The 21,072-nt window shown below is 60.9% G+C and carries 17 protein-coding genes and 2 pseudogenes; 13 read left to right on the plus strand and 6 right to left on the minus strand.

What is annotated here, in order from left to right:
* Positions 1 to 29 precede the first annotated feature (29 nt).
* The gene (locus tag ACQ4W6_RS13335; RefSeq protein ID WP_436567659.1) at positions 30 to 2,183 is read right to left on the minus strand and encodes a TonB-dependent receptor; all 2,154 of its coding nucleotides are present in this window, start codon (positions 2,181 to 2,183) and stop codon (positions 30 to 32) included.
* Positions 2,184 to 2,577: 394 nt separating this feature from the next.
* On the opposite strand from ACQ4W6_RS13335, the gene ACQ4W6_RS13340 reads away from it, so the two are divergent.
* On the plus strand, positions 2,578 to 4,284 hold the full coding sequence (locus ACQ4W6_RS13340; RefSeq protein WP_436567660.1) for a methyl-accepting chemotaxis protein: 1,707 nt from the start codon (positions 2,578 to 2,580) through the stop codon (positions 4,282 to 4,284).
* A 54-nt stretch (positions 4,285 to 4,338) separates the two neighbouring features.
* On the opposite strand, the gene ACQ4W6_RS13345 is transcribed toward ACQ4W6_RS13340, so the two are convergent.
* Both ACQ4W6_RS13345 and ACQ4W6_RS13350 read right to left on the minus strand, forming a co-directional pair.
* A complete protein-coding gene (locus ACQ4W6_RS13345) occupies positions 4,339 to 4,791 on the minus strand; it encodes a hypothetical protein (RefSeq protein WP_436567661.1) in 453 nt (150 codons plus the stop codon).
* Between the two features lie 72 nt (positions 4,792 to 4,863).
* Positions 4,864 to 4,980 (minus strand): annotated as a pseudogene (locus ACQ4W6_RS13350) (IS1595 family transposase); the annotation flags it as partial.
* A gap of 289 nt (positions 4,981 to 5,269) precedes the next feature.
* On the opposite strand from ACQ4W6_RS13350, the gene ACQ4W6_RS13355 reads away from it, so the two are divergent.
* Positions 5,270 to 5,566, plus strand: coding sequence for a type II toxin-antitoxin system MqsR family toxin (locus tag ACQ4W6_RS13355; RefSeq protein ID WP_436567662.1), 297 nt, complete (start codon positions 5,270 to 5,272; stop codon positions 5,564 to 5,566).
* Positions 5,567 to 5,568: 2 nt separating this feature from the next.
* Positions 5,569 to 5,970, plus strand: a complete 402-nt coding sequence (locus ACQ4W6_RS13360) for a type II toxin-antitoxin system MqsA family antitoxin (protein WP_436567663.1) — start codon at positions 5,569 to 5,571, stop codon at positions 5,968 to 5,970.
* Positions 5,971 to 6,784: 814 nt separating this feature from the next.
* Here the strand turns inward: ACQ4W6_RS13360 and ACQ4W6_RS13365 are convergent.
* The 3 genes and pseudogenes from ACQ4W6_RS13365 to ACQ4W6_RS13375 all read right to left on the minus strand — a co-directional run.
* Positions 6,785 to 7,110, minus strand: a pseudogene (locus ACQ4W6_RS13365) (transposase); the annotation flags it as partial.
* Positions 7,111 to 7,203: 93 nt separating this feature from the next.
* A complete protein-coding gene (locus ACQ4W6_RS13370; protein ID WP_436567664.1) occupies positions 7,204 to 8,691 on the minus strand; it encodes a SulP family inorganic anion transporter in 1,488 nt (495 codons plus the stop codon).
* Between the two features lie 249 nt (positions 8,692 to 8,940).
* Positions 8,941 to 9,474, minus strand: a complete 534-nt coding sequence (locus ACQ4W6_RS13375) for a MarR family winged helix-turn-helix transcriptional regulator (protein WP_436567665.1) — start codon at positions 9,472 to 9,474, stop codon at positions 8,941 to 8,943.
* 197 nt (positions 9,475 to 9,671) lie between these two features.
* On the opposite strand from ACQ4W6_RS13375, the gene badH reads away from it, so the two are divergent.
* From badH to ACQ4W6_RS13425, 10 genes are all read left to right on the plus strand, one after another.
* Positions 9,672 to 10,439 carry a 2-hydroxycyclohexanecarboxyl-CoA dehydrogenase gene (gene badH, locus ACQ4W6_RS13380; RefSeq protein WP_436567790.1) on the plus strand — a complete coding sequence of 256 codons (768 nt, stop codon included), beginning with the start codon at positions 9,672 to 9,674 and terminating at the stop codon, positions 10,437 to 10,439.
* Between the two features lie 49 nt (positions 10,440 to 10,488).
* Positions 10,489 to 11,271 carry a 2-ketocyclohexanecarboxyl-CoA hydrolase gene (gene badI, locus ACQ4W6_RS13385; protein ID WP_436567666.1) on the plus strand — a complete coding sequence of 261 codons (783 nt, stop codon included), beginning with the start codon at positions 10,489 to 10,491 and terminating at the stop codon, positions 11,269 to 11,271.
* Between the two features lie 45 nt (positions 11,272 to 11,316).
* Positions 11,317 to 12,468, plus strand: coding sequence for a cyclohexanecarboxyl-CoA dehydrogenase (gene aliB / locus ACQ4W6_RS13390; RefSeq protein WP_436567667.1), 1,152 nt, complete (start codon positions 11,317 to 11,319; stop codon positions 12,466 to 12,468).
* 48 nt (positions 12,469 to 12,516) lie between these two features.
* Positions 12,517 to 14,160: a cyclohexanecarboxylate-CoA ligase gene (gene aliA / locus ACQ4W6_RS13395; RefSeq protein WP_436567668.1), complete on the plus strand. Its 1,644-nt coding sequence runs from the start codon at positions 12,517 to 12,519 to the stop codon at positions 14,158 to 14,160.
* Between the two features lie 46 nt (positions 14,161 to 14,206).
* On the plus strand, positions 14,207 to 14,983 hold the full coding sequence (locus ACQ4W6_RS13400) for an enoyl-CoA hydratase (RefSeq protein ID WP_436567669.1): 777 nt from the start codon (positions 14,207 to 14,209) through the stop codon (positions 14,981 to 14,983).
* A gap of 36 nt (positions 14,984 to 15,019) precedes the next feature.
* Positions 15,020 to 16,180, plus strand: coding sequence for an acyl-CoA dehydrogenase family protein (locus tag ACQ4W6_RS13405; protein ID WP_436567670.1), 1,161 nt, complete (start codon positions 15,020 to 15,022; stop codon positions 16,178 to 16,180).
* Between the two features lie 38 nt (positions 16,181 to 16,218).
* Positions 16,219 to 17,271 (plus strand): zinc-binding dehydrogenase, encoded by a 1,053-nt coding sequence (locus ACQ4W6_RS13410; RefSeq protein WP_436567671.1) that lies wholly within the window; start codon positions 16,219 to 16,221, stop codon positions 17,269 to 17,271.
* Between the two features lie 14 nt (positions 17,272 to 17,285).
* Positions 17,286 to 18,620, plus strand: coding sequence for a 3-hydroxyacyl-CoA dehydrogenase (locus tag ACQ4W6_RS13415; RefSeq protein ID WP_436567672.1), 1,335 nt, complete (start codon positions 17,286 to 17,288; stop codon positions 18,618 to 18,620).
* Between the two features lie 216 nt (positions 18,621 to 18,836).
* Positions 18,837 to 20,093, plus strand: coding sequence for an ABC transporter substrate-binding protein (locus ACQ4W6_RS13420; RefSeq protein WP_436567673.1), 1,257 nt, complete (start codon positions 18,837 to 18,839; stop codon positions 20,091 to 20,093).
* A gap of 86 nt (positions 20,094 to 20,179) precedes the next feature.
* Positions 20,180 to 21,052 (plus strand): MaoC/PaaZ C-terminal domain-containing protein, encoded by an 873-nt coding sequence (locus tag ACQ4W6_RS13425; RefSeq protein ID WP_436567674.1) that lies wholly within the window; start codon positions 20,180 to 20,182, stop codon positions 21,050 to 21,052.
* Positions 21,053 to 21,072 lie beyond the last annotated feature (20 nt).

The following is a 21,072-nucleotide window of genomic DNA, read 5'->3' on the forward strand; positions in this document are numbered from 1 at the left end:
GTTTCATGCAAGGAACTGCAGCGCGGAAATTACAAGCTATAGCGCAAGGTCAGCGCCACGTTGCGCGGCGCGCCTGGCAAGCTCAGGTTCGGGCTGGAACCGTGGCCCGAGACGATGTAGCGCGTGTCGCCGAGATTGTTGACGTTCAGCTGCACTTCATAGCGGCCCGTGCGGTAGGCGGCCATGGCGTCGGCCGTCACGTAGCCTGGCAAGACGACGGTGTTGCCCGTATTGGCGAAGCGGCTGCCGACGGCATTCGCGCCGCCACCCACCGTAAAGCCGTGGCCCAGGTCTTTCGTCAGCCACAGGTTGGCCGTGTTGCGCGCCGTCAAGGTGGCGCGCTTGCCCTTGATGGCGACGGCATTGGCCATCGTTGTGCCCGGCACATTGACGCTCTTGTCGACGGCGATGGAATCGGTGATGGTGGCGTCCAGGTAAGCGTAGCCGGCCATCATTTTCCAGCCATCGCGCAAGTCGGCATTGAACGTCAGTTCCAGGCCGTCCGTGCGCTGCGTGCCGACCGGCACGATGCGGTTCGTGATCGGATCGCTGGTCTTGATATTGTCGCGCTCCAGGCGGAACAGCGACACGGTGGCGTTCGCGCGGCCACCCCACAAGTCATACTTGGCGCCCACTTCCGTGTTGCGCGTGGTTTCCGGCGCCAGGTCGGCATTGTTGGCGGCCAGGGCGAAGTTTTCGCCGCTCGGCTGGAAGGAACGGCTCCACGAGGCGTAATACGCTTGCGCCGCGCCCGGTTGCCAGACGAGGCCGGCGCGGGGGCTGAACGCGGCATCCGTGCGTGACAGCCTGGCAGTGGTCACGCCGGCCGCGTTGGCCAAACGCGACTGCTGTTTGTAGCTGTCATAGCGCAAACCGGCCAGCGCCTTCCACTCATCGCTGAAGCTGACCGCATCCTGCACATACGCGGCGGCCGTGTCATAGCTACCAAAAGTATCGCTGCGCACGCCCAGCTTGCTGCGCTCGACCACGGGCAGGACAGGATGGAAGATCGACACATTCGTCGCTACCACGGTGGCAGCCCAGCTGGTGGCATCCTTGTCTTGCTTGCCGAACTCGGCGCCGTACAGCACTGCGTGGCGCATGGCGCCCGTCAGCAGTTTTTGCGTCAGCTCGGTCTGGTTGAACCAACCGCTCTCATCGCGGTTGAGCTTGGCGTGGCCCAGGCTCATCGTGCCCTTGACTTCATTGACGTTGCCGGAAATATTCGTGTTGTTGCGATCCAGGTGGTAATCGTAGTAGCGGAAGGCATTGCGCAGCGACAAGGAATCGCTGAATTTATGCGTCAGGGTGGCGGCCGTGGAAACCACGCGTGACTGGCTGAAGTCCGCATCACGGGCGTTCGCAGCACCGTAGTAAGTGCTCGCATCGACCACCACGGGGTGGCCCTGATAGGAAGGAATGCCGAAGTCCGTCAGGCGGCGGTCTTCCAGGTATTCGCCCTGCAGCAGCAACTTGGTGGCGCTAGAGAGGCGGATGGCCACGGATGGCGCCAGCGCCGTGCGGTTGATGAATTGCTGGTCGCGGTAGCTGTCCGACAATTCGCGCGCGCCCGTGAAACGCCAGTCCACCGTCTCGCCCACGCGGCCCACATCGACTTCACCACGGCGCCCCTTGGTATTCGTCAGGCTCAGGGCCACGTCCGTGATGTCCACGCCCGGCTTCTTGGTGATGCGGTTGACCAGACCGCCCGATGAGCCACGGCCGTACAGCACGGCAGCCGGTCCCTTGATCACTTCCAGGCGCTCCACGTTCGACAGGTCGCGGAAATACAGGGCGTCATCACGGAAACCGTCGACAAACTGGTCGCCGATGGCCGTGAAGCCGCGGATGAACACCTGGTCGCGCTGGCCGTCGCCGGTGGACAAACCCACGCCCGGGATATTCTTCATGATGTCCTGGATCGACATGGCGTGCTGGTCCTTGATGACGGCGGCCGGCACCACGTTGATGGTCTGCGGCACGTCGCGCAGGGCCATCTCCGTCTTGGTGCCGCTGGCGGACGTAGCGGCAACATAGCCATCCTTGTCCCTGGCGGCCGTGACCGTCACGGCAGGCATGGTTTCCTGGGCCAAGGCGATGCCAGGCAGGATGGCGGAAAACGACAGCGCGCCCAGGACGGCGGCGGCGATACGGGAGAGTTCAGGCTTGTGACGCGACGGCATACAGTTCCTTGATGATTAAATAATAATGCGAATGATTCTCATTAGTATTTTATCAGTACGCCAGGCCTAGAGTAAGGTGCACGGTAAGTGATAGTACTTATCAGTGCACGACTTGATGTAAAAAAGCAACAGAAGGTAGATATCAGACACATCTAAAAAAGCAATTAAAATTGCCTTAGAAAACTATTTCCGTGCGTCAATGCTATACTTCTGGCTTACTGGTCAACGGCCTCCCACGCCGCCACACCCCTGACGTTATCTCCATCGCCGCGCCCAGCGCGGCACGCCGCAACGCAATCTGCGGCACCCGAAGACCCCGATCCCCTGCGCCTTGCGGCGCCTGCCCGCCCCTGCTGGCGGCGGCGATCATGATTATTAAACTGTTAGGAATTACATGAAAAACCTGAACATCGGCAGCCGCCTTGGCGTCGGCTTTGCTGTCGTCTTGCTGTTGCTCGCCGCCTTGACCGTCACCGCCTTGGTGCGCATGCAAACGGCCAGCGACATGACCTACGGCCTCATCCACACCAGCGTCAAGAACCAACGCATGGTGGCCGAATGGGCCAAGATCATCGAACTCAATAGCGTTCGCGGCGTCGCCTCGTTTGAAATTGCCGACCCTGTCGTGCGCGCCAAAATCGAAAACGACTTGAAAGCCGATGCGGCCCGGTCGAGCAAGCTGCAAGATGAGATTGCCGCCTCACTGCGCAACCCGGCAGTAATTGAGCAATTCAAGGTGGTGCGCAAGGTGCGCACCGAATACGTGACCGTGCGCGGGCGCGCCTTCCAGCTGAAAGCCGATGGCGATTTCGCCGCCGCCAAGCTGATGTTCGACAAGGACGTCACGCCCATCACCACCAGCTACCTGGCGGAAGTGAAGCGCTTTTCCGCGATGCAGATCAATGCCGCCGATGGCGTGGCCGACAGCATCATGGAAACCTACACCAGCACCCGCACCTTGCTGATCGAACTGGGCCTGCTGGCCGTGCTGGTCGGCATCGGTTTCGCCTGGTGGATCACGCGCTCGATCACCGGCCCCATCCGCGACGCCGTGAAAGTGGCCGAAACCGTGGCTGCAGGCGACCTCAGCAGCACCATCACGGCACAGGGCCGCGATGAAACGGGCCAGCTGATGCATGCCCTGAAAAGCATGAACGACAGCCTGGTGGGCATCGTCGGCCAGGTGCGCAGCGGCACCGACACCATCGCCACGGCGTCCGCCGAAATCGCCGCCGGCAACCAGGATTTGTCGTCGCGCACGGAGCAGCAAGCCAGTTCGCTGGAAGAAACAGCCTCGTCGATGGAAGAGCTGACGTCGACCGTCAAGCAGAATGCCGACAATGCGCGCCAGGCCAACAAGCTGGCCGGCGACGCGGCCGGCATCGCCAGCCGTGGCGGCGCCGTGGTGGCCGAAGTGGTGGCCACCATGAGCGAGATCAATACCTCGTCGAAGAAAATCGTCGATATCATTTCCGTCATCGACGGCATCGCCTTCCAGACCAACATCCTGGCCCTGAACGCGGCCGTGGAAGCGGCACGCGCCGGCGAACAGGGGCGCGGCTTTGCCGTGGTGGCAACGGAAGTGCGCAACCTGGCGCAACGCTCGGCAGCGGCGGCCAAGGAAATCAAGGGCTTGATCGACGATTCCGTGCAAAAAGTCGACGTGGGCACGGAGCTGGTCGACAAGGCCGGCAAGACGATGGAAGAAATCGTGCAAAGCATCGGCTTCGTCACCTCCATCATGAGCGAGATCAGCAACGCCAGCGAAGAGCAAAGCGCGGGCATCGAGCAAGTCAACCAGGCCATTTCCGAAATGGACCAGGTGACCCAGCAAAATGCGGCCCTGGTGGAAGAAGCCTCGGCAGCGGCCGAAGCGATGCAGGAACAGGCCAGCGAACTGGCGCAAGTCGTCAGCGTGTTCCGCCTGGATGCGAATGCTGTGGCCAGCGACCGCTTCAGTGTCAAAACGGCACAGCGCAGCGCGCCGGCAGCGCCTGCCGCACCAGCACGCAAGGCGCCATCGCCTGCCCTGCGCCTGCCGGTAGCTCGCAAGAGCAGCAAAGTGGCAAGCCCGGCCGAAGGCGAGTGGGAAGAGTTTTAAACCTTGTTTTAAGCGTGATGTAACAAGCCGTGCGGCACTGGCTGCCGCGCGGCATCAAGCCAATCTGGCTTGCGCTTCGTTTATCAGTTGCGCCAGTTCGCGCGGCACCGGGCCGGACAGGAAGTCCAGCGCCAGTTGCTCCGGATCGATGGCCGCGTCAAGCGGCAAGCCATGCTCGAAACCGCCCACCATGGTGCGGCAAAAGTGCGGCGATTCGGGCCGCGTTTCCACATACCAGCAGCCTGCATGACCCTGCACAAAGTATTCGCCGATAAAATAGCCGAGCATGGTTTTGACCCACTGCCAGCTTTCGTCGCGGATGACGATGGTGCGCATGGCCGCATCGATATACGGCAGGTATTCGGCCGCGTTCGTCAGCACTTCGTGCGCGGGCTGAATGCCCAGGCGCTCGACAAAATTCACCAGCGACGCGCCCAGTGCGCCATAGTAGGCGTCAAAACCCGTTTGGCTTTGTTGCAACAGTTGTTCTTGTTCGTTCGACAGCATCCACACTCCATCACACTTGAAAATCCCGCCAATAGCGCGCTAGCGCGCGGGACGACTTGGCATTATTTTAGGCTATGTCACCGTCAGATGTGGAAAATCTCCCAGTGTTGCTTTCAGTAATGTTTTTGGGGAGCGGATGCGCCTGGCATCGAGTATCCAGCGCCAGCCCAAATAGTTCGGCAGATAGCGGATATTCCTGATCCTTTGCATGACCAATTATCAAGGCGCTGCATGGCTCTGCGTGTCCAGTCCTCGACGGATATGGTGCATTGACCTTCGCTTGGGATTGGGAGGCATGGGTAGAAGGGCGCTGGGCTGGGGGATACGAAGCAAAACCTCAATAAACGCACCACAGTGACCTGAAACGGCCCCTGTGGTGGGTTTAGCGCAAAAGGCATGGAGAGCAGATAGTCCTAGTTCGCACCAGTGGCGCGCTAACCAACTTGCCAAAAATAACCTAATAGGTTAAAATTTGCTTATGGAGAAACGATCCCCACATTGCAAGCTGACCGTGGTCCAAGCCTTAGTAGAAGCTGGTAAGGTACGCACCACACACACAGCGCGAGTTGGTGCAAATGAGCTGGGGCTTGCGTTTTCCGAGATGCTGGATGTGGTGATGTTGCTTACGCCAGCGGATTTCTACAAGAGCATGACCACCCATGCCGATCACACGATATGGCAGGACGTGTACCGCCCAAGCACGCAGGCGGGCGACGTGTACCTGAAGTTGACGGTTATTAATGACGTGCTGATTGTGTCCTTCAAGGAGCTATGAACATGAAATGTCCTGTTTGCGGCGCGGCTGAACTGATCCACGACACCCGCGACACTCCCTACACCTACAAGGGCGAAAGCACCATCATTGCAGCAGTGACGGGCGACTTTTGCCCTGCCTGCGCCGAGTCGATCCTGGATGCTTCTGAGTCGAACCGCGTCATGCGCGAAATGCGCGCCTTCTCCAAGCAGGTGAATGCGGCCATCGTTGATCCAGGCTTTATTACCAACGTGCGCAAGAAGCTTGATCTTGACCAGCGCGAAGCCGCCGAAATCTTCGGCGGTGGCATCAATGCCTTCTCGCGCTACGAGAATGGCAAGACCAAGCCCCCGTTAGCCTTGGTTAAGCTGTTCAAACTGCTTGATCGTCACCCCGATCTGCTCAACGAGGTTAAAACCGCATGACCTCGTTTGCGAGATGTGACTTTTTTGAAAATACTGCGACGGTTTTCAAAATAGACGCGACTGGCACTTCCACAGTGATTTTTGGGTACGCTCAATTGTGTTTGTCTTCCTTAGTCTTGGCGCACTTTGTGGCGTCATTATCGCTTCCACACTATGGCCGCTCATTTAATCAGAGAAAATCGCTGTAGGAGTTCTTTTCTCATCACAGATTTTGTCGATATGCAAACTATTACTCTTCGCGACGCGATTTCGTCCTCGGACTTGTTATCGGCAAAGCACCCTCATATCGGCAAGGTAACAGCAGGTATGAATTTAGCTGTGCTGTTTGGAATTATTACGGCTAAGAATCACAAGCTCGAATATATCGGGGCAGGAGTTGGCGGCAAACTAGAGTCCGTCGCGCTGCGTGTTGATGTTTCACACTTCATGCTCACGATCGCAAAGCGATTCGTGCTACTTACTTTTCAGGAAGGGAAGGCGAGGCCGGCGGTAATTCAGAAATGTGGCGGCGAGTCGACAGAAAGGTGGGCGAGAATTTTACGGCATACTTTGGCACGGAAGACATATATACGGATCAGGATAATCTGAAATGGGAACACCGATACAACCGCCCTGGTGAACCTGACGAACTCTCCGCTTATGATGCTGATGGACGCGAAGTTTTACTGTTGATCATGGAGACTCGTCACAATGCTTGAAGCCCTTCGAGCCATTCAAAACTGTAATTACCCGTCCAAACCGTCGATAGTGACGCCATGTTCGACCATGCGATAGACGGCTATATTGATGATGGCGGCCCGAGACCAACTTGGCCGCTGGAGTCCAGCAGGCAATCGGCATAGGCTAGCCATAGCGATTCGTGGCGCAAGTGCGCCAGCGGCGTGCCGGCCAATGCATTGAAGGTGCGCCCGCAGGGAACACAGCGGTAACGCGGCAAGCCATATGTGCGTGGCCATGCCGGTGCAGATGGCACGAGTGGCAGACGGGGCAGTGCAATCGCCCCTGCGCTGCGCCTTCGACCAGGGCCACGACTGCGTCGTCCCGTGCTGCGCCACGCAGCAAGGCGATGCCTGCCAGACGCTGGCGTGTACTCAGCCCGACGAAGTGGTCAATGAAGATATTCCATTCGGCTGGCTGCATGAAATACTCCCCGTCTGCTTGGCATTGAGCGTCAGACCATGCTGCGACGGGAAGATTCCATCATCCCCTACTTATCGAGGACAGAGCCTTATTTTACGCCACGCTGACATCCACGCCCGCACGCTGCAGCAAGGCCTGGTTGCGGCCAGACAAATGCGTCACCTGCACATGCTTGCCCGCTTTCTCGTAGCGCTCATACAGGGCCTCGATGGCCGCAATGGCCGAGTGATCGGCCATGTGCAGGTGCCGGCAGTCGAGGATGACGCGCGCCGGATCAAACGCAGGCTGGAACAGTTCCTGGAAATGCGCGGCCGAGGCAAAGAACAAAGTGCCATGCGGCACGTACACGCGTACGCCTTGCGTGCTGTCATCGATGTCGGCGCGCATCTCGCGGGCATGTTGCCAGGCGAAATTCAAGGCGGCGATGACGATGCCGCACAGCACGGCCGTCGCCAGGTCGGTAAACACCGTGATCACCGTCACGGCAACGATCACCAACGCATCTTGCCGCGGCACCTTGCCCAGCACGCGCAGCGAGCCCCACGCAAAGGTCTGCTGCGCCACCACGAACATCACGCCCACCAGGGCGGCCAGGGGAATGCGCTCGATCAGCGGCGACAGGAACAGGATGAACAGTAAAATCATTACACCGGCCACGACGCCCGACAGGCGCGAACGGCCGCCGGAACTCAGGTTGATCATGGTCTGCCCGATCATGGCGCAGCCGCCCATGCCGCCAAACAGGCCCGAGACCACATTCGATGCACCGAGGGCGATGCATTCGCGGTTCGGTTGGCCCCGCGTTTGCGTGATGTCATCAGTCAAATTAAAGGTCAGCAACGTTTCCAGCAAACCCACCATGGCCATCAGCGCCGCATACGGGAAGATCACGTGCAGGGTGGCCATGTCCAGCGGCACGGTGGGGAAATGCAGGGCCGGCAAGCCACCGGCGATATGCGCCAGGTCGCCCAGGGTGCGCGTCGGCAAGTGCAAGGCATAGCTGAGCACGCCCACGCCCAGGATGGCCACCAATGCCGGCGGCACGGCGCGCGTGATGCGCGGCAGCAGATACACGATGGCCATGGTCAGGGCCACCAAGGCGCTCATCACGAGCAAGGGCGTGCCCTGCAGCCATTGCTCGCCTTGCGGTGTCGCCTGGCGAAAGTGTTCTAGTTGCGCCATGGCGATGATGATGGCCAGGCCATTCACAAAGCCCAGCATCACCGGGTGCGGCACCATGCGGATGAGCTTGCCCAGGCGCAAGATGCCGAACAGCGCCATCAGGATGCCGCTGAGCACCACCGTCGCCAGCAGGTATTGCACGCCGTGCTGGGCCACCAGCGCCACGATGACCACGGCCATGGAGCCGGCGGCGCCCGAAATCATGCCCGGACGCCCGCCAAAGATGGCCGTCAGCGCGCAGATGATGACGGCGCCATACAGCCCCATCAGGGGATTCAACTGCGCCACCAGGGCAAAGGCGATGCATTCTGGCACCAGCGCAAACGAAGTAGTCAAGCCAGCGAGGAAGTTTTTTTGCAGGTTCGAGAGCCATTCGTCTCGAAAGGCAGTATTTATCATGAATTACGATCTACAGTCGGAAGTGAGCCTGGCGCTCAACGGAAGGCGATACTGGCCTGATCCGCAGCGATCAGGCCAGCCCTGCCTCCCGCGCAATGGCTGGGAAGCGCCGAAATCATCGAGGGGCATGGCAAAACGGGAAGCTTATTCAACAAGCCGGGCGGCGTTGCTGAACTTGTACCCATTATACAAGAGGGATAAAAACAGCGCCCCGCGGCCATGGTGACGGCAGCTTCCGCCGTCCCCGCCCTAAGCTTCTAGCGCCGCATCCGACTCAACTGACTCAACTTCAACTGACCGCCCCTCACCATCGAGGCGCTTCATGTTATCCAATAGCTTGAGCATGTAATGCAGGCTATGGGTCATGTCGCTGATCGAAAAATCAGCCAGCGCCTGTTCATAGTAGTCATTGATGCGGGGCGTGGCTTGCTCGTTCCATACCTGCTTGCCTGAGGGCGTCATGGTGATCAGTCTTGAGCGCCGGTCGCGCCCATCGGGATCGCTGCTGAGATGGCCGTCGCGCTCCATACGACTCAATAAACCGGACAAATTTTGCCTACTGACCAGCAAATAGCGCGCCAAATCCCCCACGCTCATGCCACCGGCCGCTTCCGGACGCGACAGCGCGCCCAGGACCGCCCACTGCTGCGTGGTCAGGCCCAGGTCTTCGACAGCCCGCGTCCCAGTTTTGTGCAACATGTTTGCACATTGATACAAACGAAAGAACAGCCTGTTAGCCAGTTCGGCACGCGTCTTTTCGACCGAATCATTGTGGTATCTCATAGTTTCTCCAGTAATCATGACCAGCACCTCTGCGAACGAGCAGGGCAACAGTCAACATATTTACGTATATTTTATCAAACTCGCTTGCGCTAAAGAAGATCGTGAAATAATATACGTAAATATATTGACGTATATGCGATCGAGTTTAAACACCATGCGTAAGGATACCAACCATGGCAATCTTGAGGGAGAAAACTATGCAGCAATTCACGGGAAAGACCGTCATCGTGACCGGCGGCGGCGGCGGTATCGGCGGCGCCACGTGCCGGCGCTTCGCCCAGGCGGGCGCCCTGGTAGCAGTGTTTGACATGAATCTGGACGCCGCGCGAGCGGTGGCAGCAAGCATCGTCGAAGCGGGTGGCAAGGCAACAGCCTTCCAGTGCGACATCACCGACCGGGCCCAGGTCGATGCGGCCGTGGCCGCCACCGAAGCCCAACTGGGGCCGATAGCCGTACTGGTCAACAATGCCGGCTGGGATGTCTTCAAACCATTCACCAAGACCGTCCCTGCCGAATGGGCCAAATTGATTGCCATCAATCTCACCGGCGCACTGCACATGCATCATGCGGTACTGCCCGGCATGGCCGAACGCAAGGCTGGCCGCATTGTCAACATCGCGTCCGACGCGGCCCGCGTCGGCTCCTCCGGCGAAGCTGTATACGCTGCCTGCAAGGGCGGCTTGGTGGCATTTTCCAAGACCATTGCACGTGAACATGCCCGCCATGGCATTACCGTCAACGTGGTGTGCCCCGGCCCCACCGACACGGCACTGCTGGCGGGCGTCGCCGAGGGCGCGCCGAATCCCGAAAAACTGCTCGAAGCGTTTACGCGCGCCATTCCGTTGGGCCGCCTCGGCCAGGCTGACGACCTGGCCAGCGCCATTGTGTTTCTCGCCAGCGAAGACGCCAGCTTCATCACCGGCCAGGTATTGAGCGTATCGGGCGGCCTGACGATGAACGGCTGACCGCAGCCCGCACCTGCGCCACCCCACAGCACAGCACAAGGAGATCAGCATGGAATTCGAAGACATTCTGTACGAAGTACGCAACGGCGCCGCCTGGATCACGATTAACCGCCCGGACAAGATGAATTCGTTTCGCGGCCAGACTTGCGATGAAATCATCAAGGCCCTGAACAAGGCCGGCTACGACCGCGACGTCGGCGTCATCGTGCTCGCCGGCGCTGGTGACCGGGCATTTTGCACCGGCGGCGACCAGTCTGCCCACAACGGCAATTACGACGGCCGCGGCACCATCGGCCTGCCGATGGAGGAGCTGCACACGGCCATCCGCGACGTGCCCAAGCCGGTGATCGCCCGTGTGCAAGGCTATGCGATCGGTGGCGGCAATGTGCTGTGCACGATTTGCGACCTGACCATTTGCTCGGACAAGGCACAGTTCGGCCAGGTGGGTCCCAAGATGGGTTCGGTCGATCCTGGTTACGGCACCGCTTTCCTGGCGCGCGTGGTGGGCGAAAAGAAGGCGCGCGAAATCTGGTATCTGAACCGCCGCTATTCAGGCGCCGAGGCCGTCGCCATGGGCCTGGCCAACATCTGCGTGCCACACGATCAACTCGATGCCGAAGTACAGAAGTGGGCCGAAGAAATTTGCGAACGCAGCCCGACCGCGCTGGCCATCGCCAAGCGCAGTTTCAATGCCGATACCGCGCACCAGGCCGGCATTGCAGGGCTGGGCATGTACGCGCTCAAGCTGTTTTACGACACCGAGGAATCGCGCGAAGGCGTCAATGCGCTGAAAGAAAAGCGCAAGCCCGAGTTCCGCAAGTTCGCAAAATAAACGGGGCACCCGACCCCGGCCCTTGACATTGCAAAAGGAGACAAGATGAACCCCTATATAGACGACGACCTCGCGACATTGGGCGAGCACGTGCGCCGCTTTGCCGACGGACGCGTGGCACCGGGCTTCCTGGAACGCGACAAGACACGCATCCTGGACCGGACATTGATGCGCGAGATGGGCGAGATGGGTTTCATCGCGCCGGAATTGCCGGAACAGTTTGGCGGCCAGGGACTCGGTTGCCTGGCCGCCGGCGTGATCCATGAAGAAATCGCGCGCGCCGACCTCAGTCTTTCCTATATCAACCTGCTGGCCTCGCTCAACGGCCAAATCCTGGCGCAACACGGCAAGCCGGAAGTGGTCAAGCCCTGGCTGTCCAGGCTGACGCAAGGTCAGGCACTGCTGGCAATCGCCCTCACCGAGCCGCGCGGCGGCTCCGATGCCGGCGCTCTGCGGCTGAAAATGGAGCGCGTTGGCGAGCATTACGTGCTCAACGGTGAAAAAACGTCGATTTCCGCCGCCGACCAAGCCGATGCCGCCGTCGTCTTTGCCCGTACCGGCACGGTCGAATCGGGTGCACATGGCGTCTCTGCCCTGCTGGTGCCGATGGATTTGCCAGGCATCACGCGCAACCGTTTCGACTGCCATGGCCAGCGTGCCATCGGCCGCGGCTCGCTGTTTTTTGAAAACGTGAAAGTCCCCGTCGATCATCTGCTGGGACAAGAAGGCAAGGGCTTCGTACAAGTGATGCAAGGCTTTGATTTCTCGCGCGCCCTGATCGGACTGCAAGTGCTGGCGGTGGCCCGCACCGCGCTGGAAGAGACCTGGGAGTATGTGGCCCAACGCCAGGCCTTCGGCCAGCCCCTGTCCGCCTTCCAGGGCGTGTCGCACCCGCTGGCCGAATACGACACGCAAGTGACGGCGGCGCGACTGCTGTGCCTGCAAACCCTGTGGCTCAAGGACAAGGGCGCGCCGCATACTGCCGAAGCGGCCATGTGCAAGTGGTGGGGTCCAAAGCTGGCTTACGACGTGATCCATCAATGCCTGCTGATGTTCGGCCATGGTGGCTACGACCACGGCCTGATGGAACAGCGCCTGCGCGATGTGCTGGGCTTCCAGATCGGCGACGGCACGGCCCAGATCATGAAAACCATTGTCGCCCGCACGCGCGCCGGGCGTGCGGCTGTTCCAGCGTAGTGCGTGCTTTTGCCTGGTAGTAATCAATATAACTAGAGGAGACAAATCATGGAATTTGATGCCATCTTGATTCCGCCGCGCCGCGCCGCGAGCATCGCCCAGGGGCTCTGGCACGACCGCACCATCAACGACGCGCTGGACGCCTGTGTGGCCAGCGCGCCGGACAAAGCCGCGCTCACCGCCGTGCAGCTCGATGCGACAGCGATCACCCGCTTTACCTACCGCGAACTGGCAAACATGGCCGACCGCATCGCCGTCGGTCTGACGCGCCTGGGCGTGGGGCGCAATGACGTGGTGTCTTGCCAGCTGCCCAACTGGTGGCAGTTCACGCTGACCTACCTGGCCTGTTCGCGCATCGGTGCGGTGATGAATCCGCTGATGCACATTTTCCGCGAACGCGAGCTGGCCTTCATGCTCAAGCATGCAGGCTCGAAGATCATGATCGCCCCAAAGACGTTTCGCGGCTTCGACTTCGAAGCCATGATGGCCGGCTTGCAGCCTGACCTGCCCGACCTGCAGCAGGTCGTGATCGTGGGCGGCGCCGGCGCCAACAGCTTCGAAGCGCTGCTCAGCATCCCCCAATGGGAACTGGCCGACGATGCCGGCGACATCCTGCAGCGCCAGCGGCCGGGACCCGACGACGTCACGCAGCTGATCTACACCTCGGGTACGACCGGCGAACCGAAAGGTGTCATGCATTCGGCCAACACCACCATGGCCAACATCATCCCCTACGCGCAGCGTCTGCATCTGGGTGCCGACGACGTGGTCTTGATGGCCTCGCCGATGTCGCACCAGACTGGCTTCATGTACGGGCTGATGATGCCCATCATGCTGCAAGCGAGCGTGGTGCTGCAAGACATCTGGGAGCCCAAAAAAGCGGTGCAACTGATCCGCGAACATGGCGTGACTTTCACCATGGCTTCGACGCCTTTCCTGACCGATCTGGCCAACACCGTCGGCGAATTGGCCAGCCCCGTGCCCACCCTGCGCACCTTCCTGTGCGCGGGCGCACCGATACCCGGCCCTCTGGTTGAAAAGGCGCGCAAGACGATGGGCACCAAGATCGTTGCGGCCTGGGGCATGAGCGAAAATGGTGCCGTCACCCTGACCCGCCTGGAAGACGACGACGAACGCTCGGTCAACAGCGACGGCTTGCCGCTGCCCGGCGTGGAGCTCAAAGTCGTCGATGGCAACGGCGTGGCACAGCCGCCCGGCGTGCCGGGCCAGTTGCTGCTGCGCTCATGCTCGAACTTTGGCGGCTACCTGCATCGCCCGCAATTTAACGCCACCGATGCCGATGGCTGGTTCGACACGGGCGACCAGGCACGCATCGACGAACAAGGCTATGTCCGCATCACCGGGCGCAGCAAGGATGTGATCATCCGTGGCGGCGAAAACATCCCGGTGGTCGAGATCGAAACCATGCTGTACCGCCACCCGTCCGTAGCGACCGTCGTCATCGTCGCCTATCCCGACGAGCGACTTGGCGAACGCGCTTGCGCCATCGTCGTGCCCAAGCAGGGCCACAGCATCGATCTCGCGTCGATTGTCGACTTCCTCAAGGCGCAAAAGGTTGCCCTGCAATATATCCCCGAGCGCCTGATCGTGCGCGAAGAGATGCCGACCACGCCGACGGGGAAAATCCAGAAATTCAAGCTGCGCCAGATGCTCGGCGACGGCGCGATCTGAGGCGGCCATGTCCCCTTCCCTTGATTCTCCCCTGGAGGCTAGCCCCATGGACGACACGCTTGTTCTGCTCGAAACCATAGGCCGCGTTGGCGTCATCACGCTGAACCGGCCCAAGCAACTCAATGCCCTCAACGATGGCTTGATGGATGCCCTGGGCCATGCGCTGCTGGCATTCGACGCCGACGAGGCCATCGGCGCCATCATCATCACCGGCAGCGACAAGGCCTTTGCCGCCGGCGCCGATATCGCGGCCATGGCGCACTGGACCTATATGGATGTCTACCGCAGCGACTTTATCACCCGCAACTGGGAAACCATCTGCCAGGTGCGCAAGCCGGTAATCGCCGCTGTGGCAGGCTTCGCCATGGGCGGCGGCTGCGAACTGGCGCTGGCCTGCGACATCGTGATTGCCGCCGACAACGCCAAATTCGCCTTGCCGGAAATTACGCTGGCCATGATGCCGGGCGCAGGCGGCACGCAGCGCTTGCCGCTGGCGGTGGGCAAGGCCAAGGCGATGGACATGTGCCTGAGCGCGCGCACGCTCGATGCGACAGAGGCGGACCGCTACGGCCTGGTCTCACGCGTGGTGCCGGCAGCCGACTTGCGCAGCACAAGTATCGCGCTGGCCACCGCCATTGCCGCTTATTCCTTGCCTGCCCTGATGAGTATCAAGGAATCGATCAAGCGCGCCTACGAAGGCTCGCTGGCCGAAGGCATCTCCTTCGAGCGGCGCCAGATGCATGCGCGTTTCGCCAGCAGCGATGCGCACGAGGGCATGGCAGCCTTCCTCGACAAGCGCACGCCACTGGTGCAACACCGCTAGCTCCCTCCCCCTATTTTCACGAATGGATGTCCGATTATGTCATTAGATACAGAGTCCTTTGAACTCCTGCTTGCCACCGTACAGCGCTTCATCCGCGAACGCCTGGTGCCTGCCGAAAATATCGTCGAAGAACTCGACGAGGTACCGGCCGACATCGTCGAGGATATGAAGCAGATGGGCCTGTTCGGCCTGTCCATCCCCGAGCAATATGGCGGCATCGGCCTGTCGATGAGCCAGGAATGCCAGGTTGCGTTTGAACTGGGGCAAACGGCGCTGGCCTTTCGTTCCGTGTTCGGCACCAACGTGGGCATCGGCTCGCAGGGCATTTTGATGGATGGTACCGAAGCACAAAAGCAAGCCTTCCTGCCGCAGGTGGCCAGCGGAGAACTGATCATGTCGTTCGCGCTGACGGAACCTGCAGCCGGCTCGGACGCGGCCGCCCTGCAGTGCAAAGCCGAATTGGACGGCGACTGTTATGTGCTCAATGGCGTCAAGCGCTTCATCACCAATGCCCCGCGTGCCGGCGCCTTTACCTTGATGGCGCGCACGGGCGGCCCGGGCGCTGGCGGCATCTCCTCGTTCATCGTGCCGTCCAACTTGCCCGGCATCAGCCTGGGCAAGCCGGACAAGAAGATGGGCCAACGCGGCACAAAGACCTGCGACATCATCCTCGACAATGTGCGGGTACCGGCCGCCAATATCATCGGCGGCGTGCCCGGCAAAGGCTTCAAGACGGCCATGAAAGTGCTCGACCGTGGCCGCTTGCATGTATCGGCTCTGTCGTGCGGCGTGGCCCAACGCGTGCTCGACGAATCGGTGCTGTATGCGCGCGAACGCAAGCAATTCGGCGAGCGCATCGGCGACTTCCAACTGGTGCAGGCCATGCTGGCCGATAGCCAGGCCGAGCTGTACGCGGGCTGGTCGATGGTGCAGGACTGCGCCAAACGCTATGACGCCAAGCCAGCCGGTGTGAGCGACCCCGATGTCAGCATGCGCGCCTCGTGCGCCAAGATGTTTTGCACCGAAATGGCCGGACGCGTGGCCGATCGCGGCGTGCAAGTGCATGGTGGCGCCGGCTATATCAACGAATACAAGGTCGAGCGTTTCTACCGTGACGTGCGCCTGTTGCGCTTGTACGAGGGCACCACGCAGATCCAGCAGCTGATCATCGGCCGCGAGCTGATGCGCAGCGACTGAGCCAGCCTTTCGTGTCATGCAATAGCGGAGGAAATACGATGAAAGCAGTCTTCATCAGCGGCCACGGCGACAATGCCGTGGTGCAGATAGGCGAACGGCCCAAGCCCGCACGGGGCCACGGCGACGTGCTGGTGCGCGTGATGGCGGCCAGCCTGAACCGGGTTGACCTGTATATGCGCGACAGCGGCAAGGGCATCACGCACAGCCTGCCGCACATCCTGGGACTCGATGGCGCCGGCATCGTCGAAGAAGTCGGCCCGGAAGAGCCGCTGTTGACTGTGGGCCAGCGCGTGGTGCTGCACCCCGGTATCGGCTGCGGGCGCTGTGAATTCTGCCAGCGCGGTGCCGGCGTACTGTGCACCGGCATCCAATACCTGGGCGAACATCGCGACGGTACCTTGGCTGAATTTGTCAGCCTGCCGGCGCGCAATGTATTCCCCATGCCCGCCTCGCTCAATTTTGAACAGGCAGCGGCGCTGGGAGTGTGCCACCTGACGGCGTGGCGCATGCTATTTGGCAAGGCGCAGATCCAGCCGTGGGAAACGGTACTCATCTTCGGCATCGGCGGCGGCGTCTCGCTGGCCGCGCTGCAACTGGCCAAGCTGGCCGGTTGCAAGGCCATCGTCACCTCGCGCGATGCCGGCAAGCTGCAGCGCGCCTTGGACTTGGGCGCCGATCACGCCATCAATGGCAGCACGCAAGACATCACCAGGGAAGTAATGGCCTTGACGGGCGGGCGCGGCGCCGATGTCGTCATCGAAAACGTGGGCCAGGCAGTCTGGTCGCACGCCCTCAAGTCACTGGTACGGGGCGGGCGCATCGTCACGTGCGGCGCCACCAGCGGCGACCAGCCGCCAGCCGATCTGCGCCGCATATTCATCCGCCAATTGCAGATATTCGGCTCCACCCTTGGTGATTTGGCCGAGTTGCGCGACTTGCTGGCATTTGTCGAGCGCAGCGCACTGCGTCCGGTGATCTGTGCGACTTACCCGATGGACGAAGTGCATGCGGCGCTCGACGCACTGGAGGCCGGTTCTCAATTCGGCAAGATCGCCATCACCATCGGCCCAGCAACACCAGACGCACAATGACAGGAGTCACACACATGCCAGCACCATCTACAATATTGAACGCGCCCGACGGCGAGGTGCCCGTGATCACCATCGACGCGCCGCCGGAAGCGGCCGCGCTACAACACCAGGCCAGTTCCGAGCACGCCGCCATGCAGCTGGCGCCAGCCCAGCAAGCCGTGCCCCGGCCGATCCGCACGGTGGCCATCATCGGCGCCGGCACCATGGGGACAGGCATCGCCATCAGCGTGCTCGACGCCGACATGCAGGTACTGCTGCTGGAGCAAGACCCGGCCGCCCTGGCGCGCGGCAGCGAACGCATTGACATGCACTACAGGAAGCGGGTCAGCGCCGGCAAGCTCAAGGCTGAGTTGGCCGCGGCCAACGCGGCGCGCTTGCAGCCATGCACCGACTGGACCCAACTGGGCCAGGCCGACCTCGTCATCGAAGCCGTATTCGAAGAACTGGCCGTCAAGCTGGCCGTGTTTGTCCAGATCGATGCCCATGCCCGTCCCGGCGCCGTGCTGGCAAGCAACACTTCCTACCTCGATCTGGACCAGATCGCGGCCGCCACATCGCGTCCGCAAGACGTGCTGGGCTTGCACTTCTTCAGTCCCGCCAACATCATGAAGCTGCTGGAAGTGGTGCCCGGCGCGGACACCGCGCCCGAGGTGCTGGCCACCGGCCTGGACATGGCCAAACGCCTGGGCAAGCAGGCGGTGGTGGCCAGCAACAGCTTCGGCTTCATCGGCAACCGCATCTACAACGCCTACCGCAAGCAGTGCGAATTCATGCTCGAAGACGGCGCCTGGCCCGAGCAAGTCGACGCTGCCCTGCAGGCATTTGGCTTTGCCATGGGTCCCTTTGCGGTGGCCGACCTGTCGGGCCTGGACATCGCCTGGCGCATGCGCCGCGCGCAGGCGGCCAAGCGCCCAGCCCAGGAGCGCTACGTGGCCATTCTCGATCACTTGTGTGAGCGCGGCAGGCTGGGCCAGAAAGCGGGCGCCGGCTATTACAACTACGCCGATGGCAAGCGCTCGGCCCACAGCGACGCCACGGTACGCCATATTATCGAACAGGCATCGCTTGCGCGCGGCGTGGCGCGCCGCCACCTGAGCGACACAGAAATCTGCCGCCGCGCCCTGCTGGCGATGGCCAATGAAGCTGCGCAGCTGGTGGCCGAAGGCGTCGCCAGCCGCGCCAGCGACATCGACGTGGCGATGGTGCACGGCTATGGCTTTCCCCGCCGGCATGGTGGCCCCGTGTTCTGGGCCCGCCGGCAGGCTCTGGCCACGCTGCAAGCCGGCATGCAGGAACTGGCAGCGGGCAGCGGCGGTGCGACGGGCAACGCTGCCGCCCTGCACGATTAAGCGCCGCTTGAACGCAACAACTCCACCTATCTTTCACCACGCATAGGAATTGCGTCATGCACCAAGCATACATCTGCGATGCCAAGGCATCGCCATGATATTAGAACGCGTGTGAGGCGCCGCGCACCATGCCGATACAGGCGTTTTTCAGCATCTATAAGGGAGATTCCCTTATAGCCCCCCCACCGTTGAAAGACGGAAATCATGGAGACAAGCATGTACGTAAAAAAATTAAAACAACGCGAACACAGCCTGAAGCAAGTCGTGGCGCTTGGAGTGGCCGGCTGCATCGGCAGCCTGGCATTTGCCGCGCAGGCAACGGCGCAGGAAAAAATCAGCGATGGCGTGGTAAAGATCGGCGTACTCACCGACATGACCGGGACGTATTCCGAATTCGTCGGCGCCGGTGCGGTGACGGCGGCGAAAATGGCGATTGCAGACTTTTCAAAAAATGGCACGGTGCTGGGCAAGAAGATCGAAATCGTCAGTGCCGATCACCAGAACAAGCCTGACATCGGCGCCACGCGGGCGCGCGAATGGTTCGACAAGGATCAAGTCGATGTCATCGTGGAACTGGTGACCACCAGTGTCGCCTTGGCGGTGATGGACGTGGCCGAACAAAAGAAAAAAATGGTGCTCATTTCCGGCTCCGCCTCGCTACCCATTACCAACGAGCGCTGCAACGCCAGTACCGTGCACTGGGTCTATGACAGTTATGGGCTGGCCTCCGGTACCTCGAAGGCGATCGTACAATCAGGTAAGAAGAACTGGTTTTTCATCGCCGCCGACTATGCCGCAGGCGCGGCGATGATGAATGGCGCCAGCCAGGTCGTCGTCGCCAATGGCGGCAAAGTGCTGGGCGTGGCCAAGCACCCATTCCCTGCCACCGATTTCTCTTCCTTCCTGCTCACGGCGCAAGCGTCCAAGGCCGATGTCATCGCCCTGGCCAATGGCGGGCAAGATACCATTCTGGCCATCAAGCAAGCGGCCGAATTTGGCATCTCGAAGACCCAGACCATCGTGCCGATCGTGTTGTTCATCAATGACGTGCATGCCTTGGGCTTGAAAGTGGCGCAAGGCTTGACGCTGACCGAAGGCTTTTACTGGAACCGCGACGAAAAAAGCCGCGCCTGGTCGCGCCGCTACTTCGAAAAAACCAAGAAAATGCCGAGCATGGCGCAAGCGGGCGTGTATTCGTCGGTGCTCAATTACCTCAATGCCATCGAAAAAACCGGCACCGATGACATGGCAAGCGTCATGAAGTACTTGAAATCGACCCCAATCGATGATGGTCTGTTCAAGGGAACCATACGGGCTGACGGCAAGTTTGCGCATGAGATGCTGCTGCTCGAGGTGAAAAAGCCGAGCGAATCGAAGGAGCCGTGGGACTATTACCACGTGCGCAAAGTCATTTCGGCCGCCGATTCGGCCATGCCCTTGTCCGAATCGAAATGCAAGCTGGTGCAACGCTAGTCTTGACTCTGGCATGCCGGGGGCGCGGCGTGCAGTTCGCTGCCCGCTGCCCCCGGTCGCTGATTTCATCTACCAGGAGAACGCGCATGGCTTTCGATTATCACAGGCTGATGCACTGGCACTTCCCCGACGTGCGCCATACGTACACCGAGAAAGACACGATGCTGTACGCGCTCAGCCTCGGTTACTGCAGCGATCCGCTCGATACGGCCGAGCTGCAATTTGTCTACGAAAAAGACCTGCAAGCGGTGCCGAGCATGGCCGTGATCCTGGGCAGCCCCGGCGCCTGGATGCAGCATCCCGACACGGGCCTTGACTGGCTGCAAGTGCTGCATGGTGAACAATACCTGACTTTGCATCAGCCATTGCCCGCCGCCGCCGCCATCATTGGCCGCACGCGCGTCACCGGCATCACCGACAAGGGTGCTGGCAAAGGGGCGTTGCTGGCCTGTGAAACACGGGTATCGGAGCAAGCCTCCGGCAAGCTGTTGGCAACGGTGGAGCAAGTCTATTTCTGTCGCGGCCATGGCGGCTATAGCGCGCGAGGCCAGCCCAGCGACGAGAGCGTCTCAAAGCTGCCAGTGATGCCGTCGGCGCCAGCCGATATCGTTTGCGACTTGCCGACGCGGCTAGACATGGCCTTGCTGTATCGTTTGTCGGGAGATTTGAATCCCCTGCACGCCGAGCCGCAGCTGGCACGCAGCGCCGGCTTTCCTCGCCCCATCTTGCATGGCTTGGCGACGTTCGGCGTGATCGGGCATGCCCTCTTAAAAACCTGCTGCCATCACGAGGCGGCGCGTCTGCAAGTGCTCAATGCACGTTTTAGCGCACCCGTGTTTCCTGGCGAGACCATCAGAACGGAAATCTGGCGGCGTGGCATGCACGTGTTTTTCCGCGCACATGTGGTGGAGCGCAACGCGCTGGTCATCGATAAGGGCTATGCGCTCATTACGCCTTAGCGCATAGCCGATGCATGTGC

It is taken from the genome of Janthinobacterium woesei, from assembly GCF_051380875.1.
In the GTDB taxonomy this organism is placed as follows: domain Bacteria; phylum Pseudomonadota; class Gammaproteobacteria; order Burkholderiales; family Burkholderiaceae_D; genus Janthinobacterium.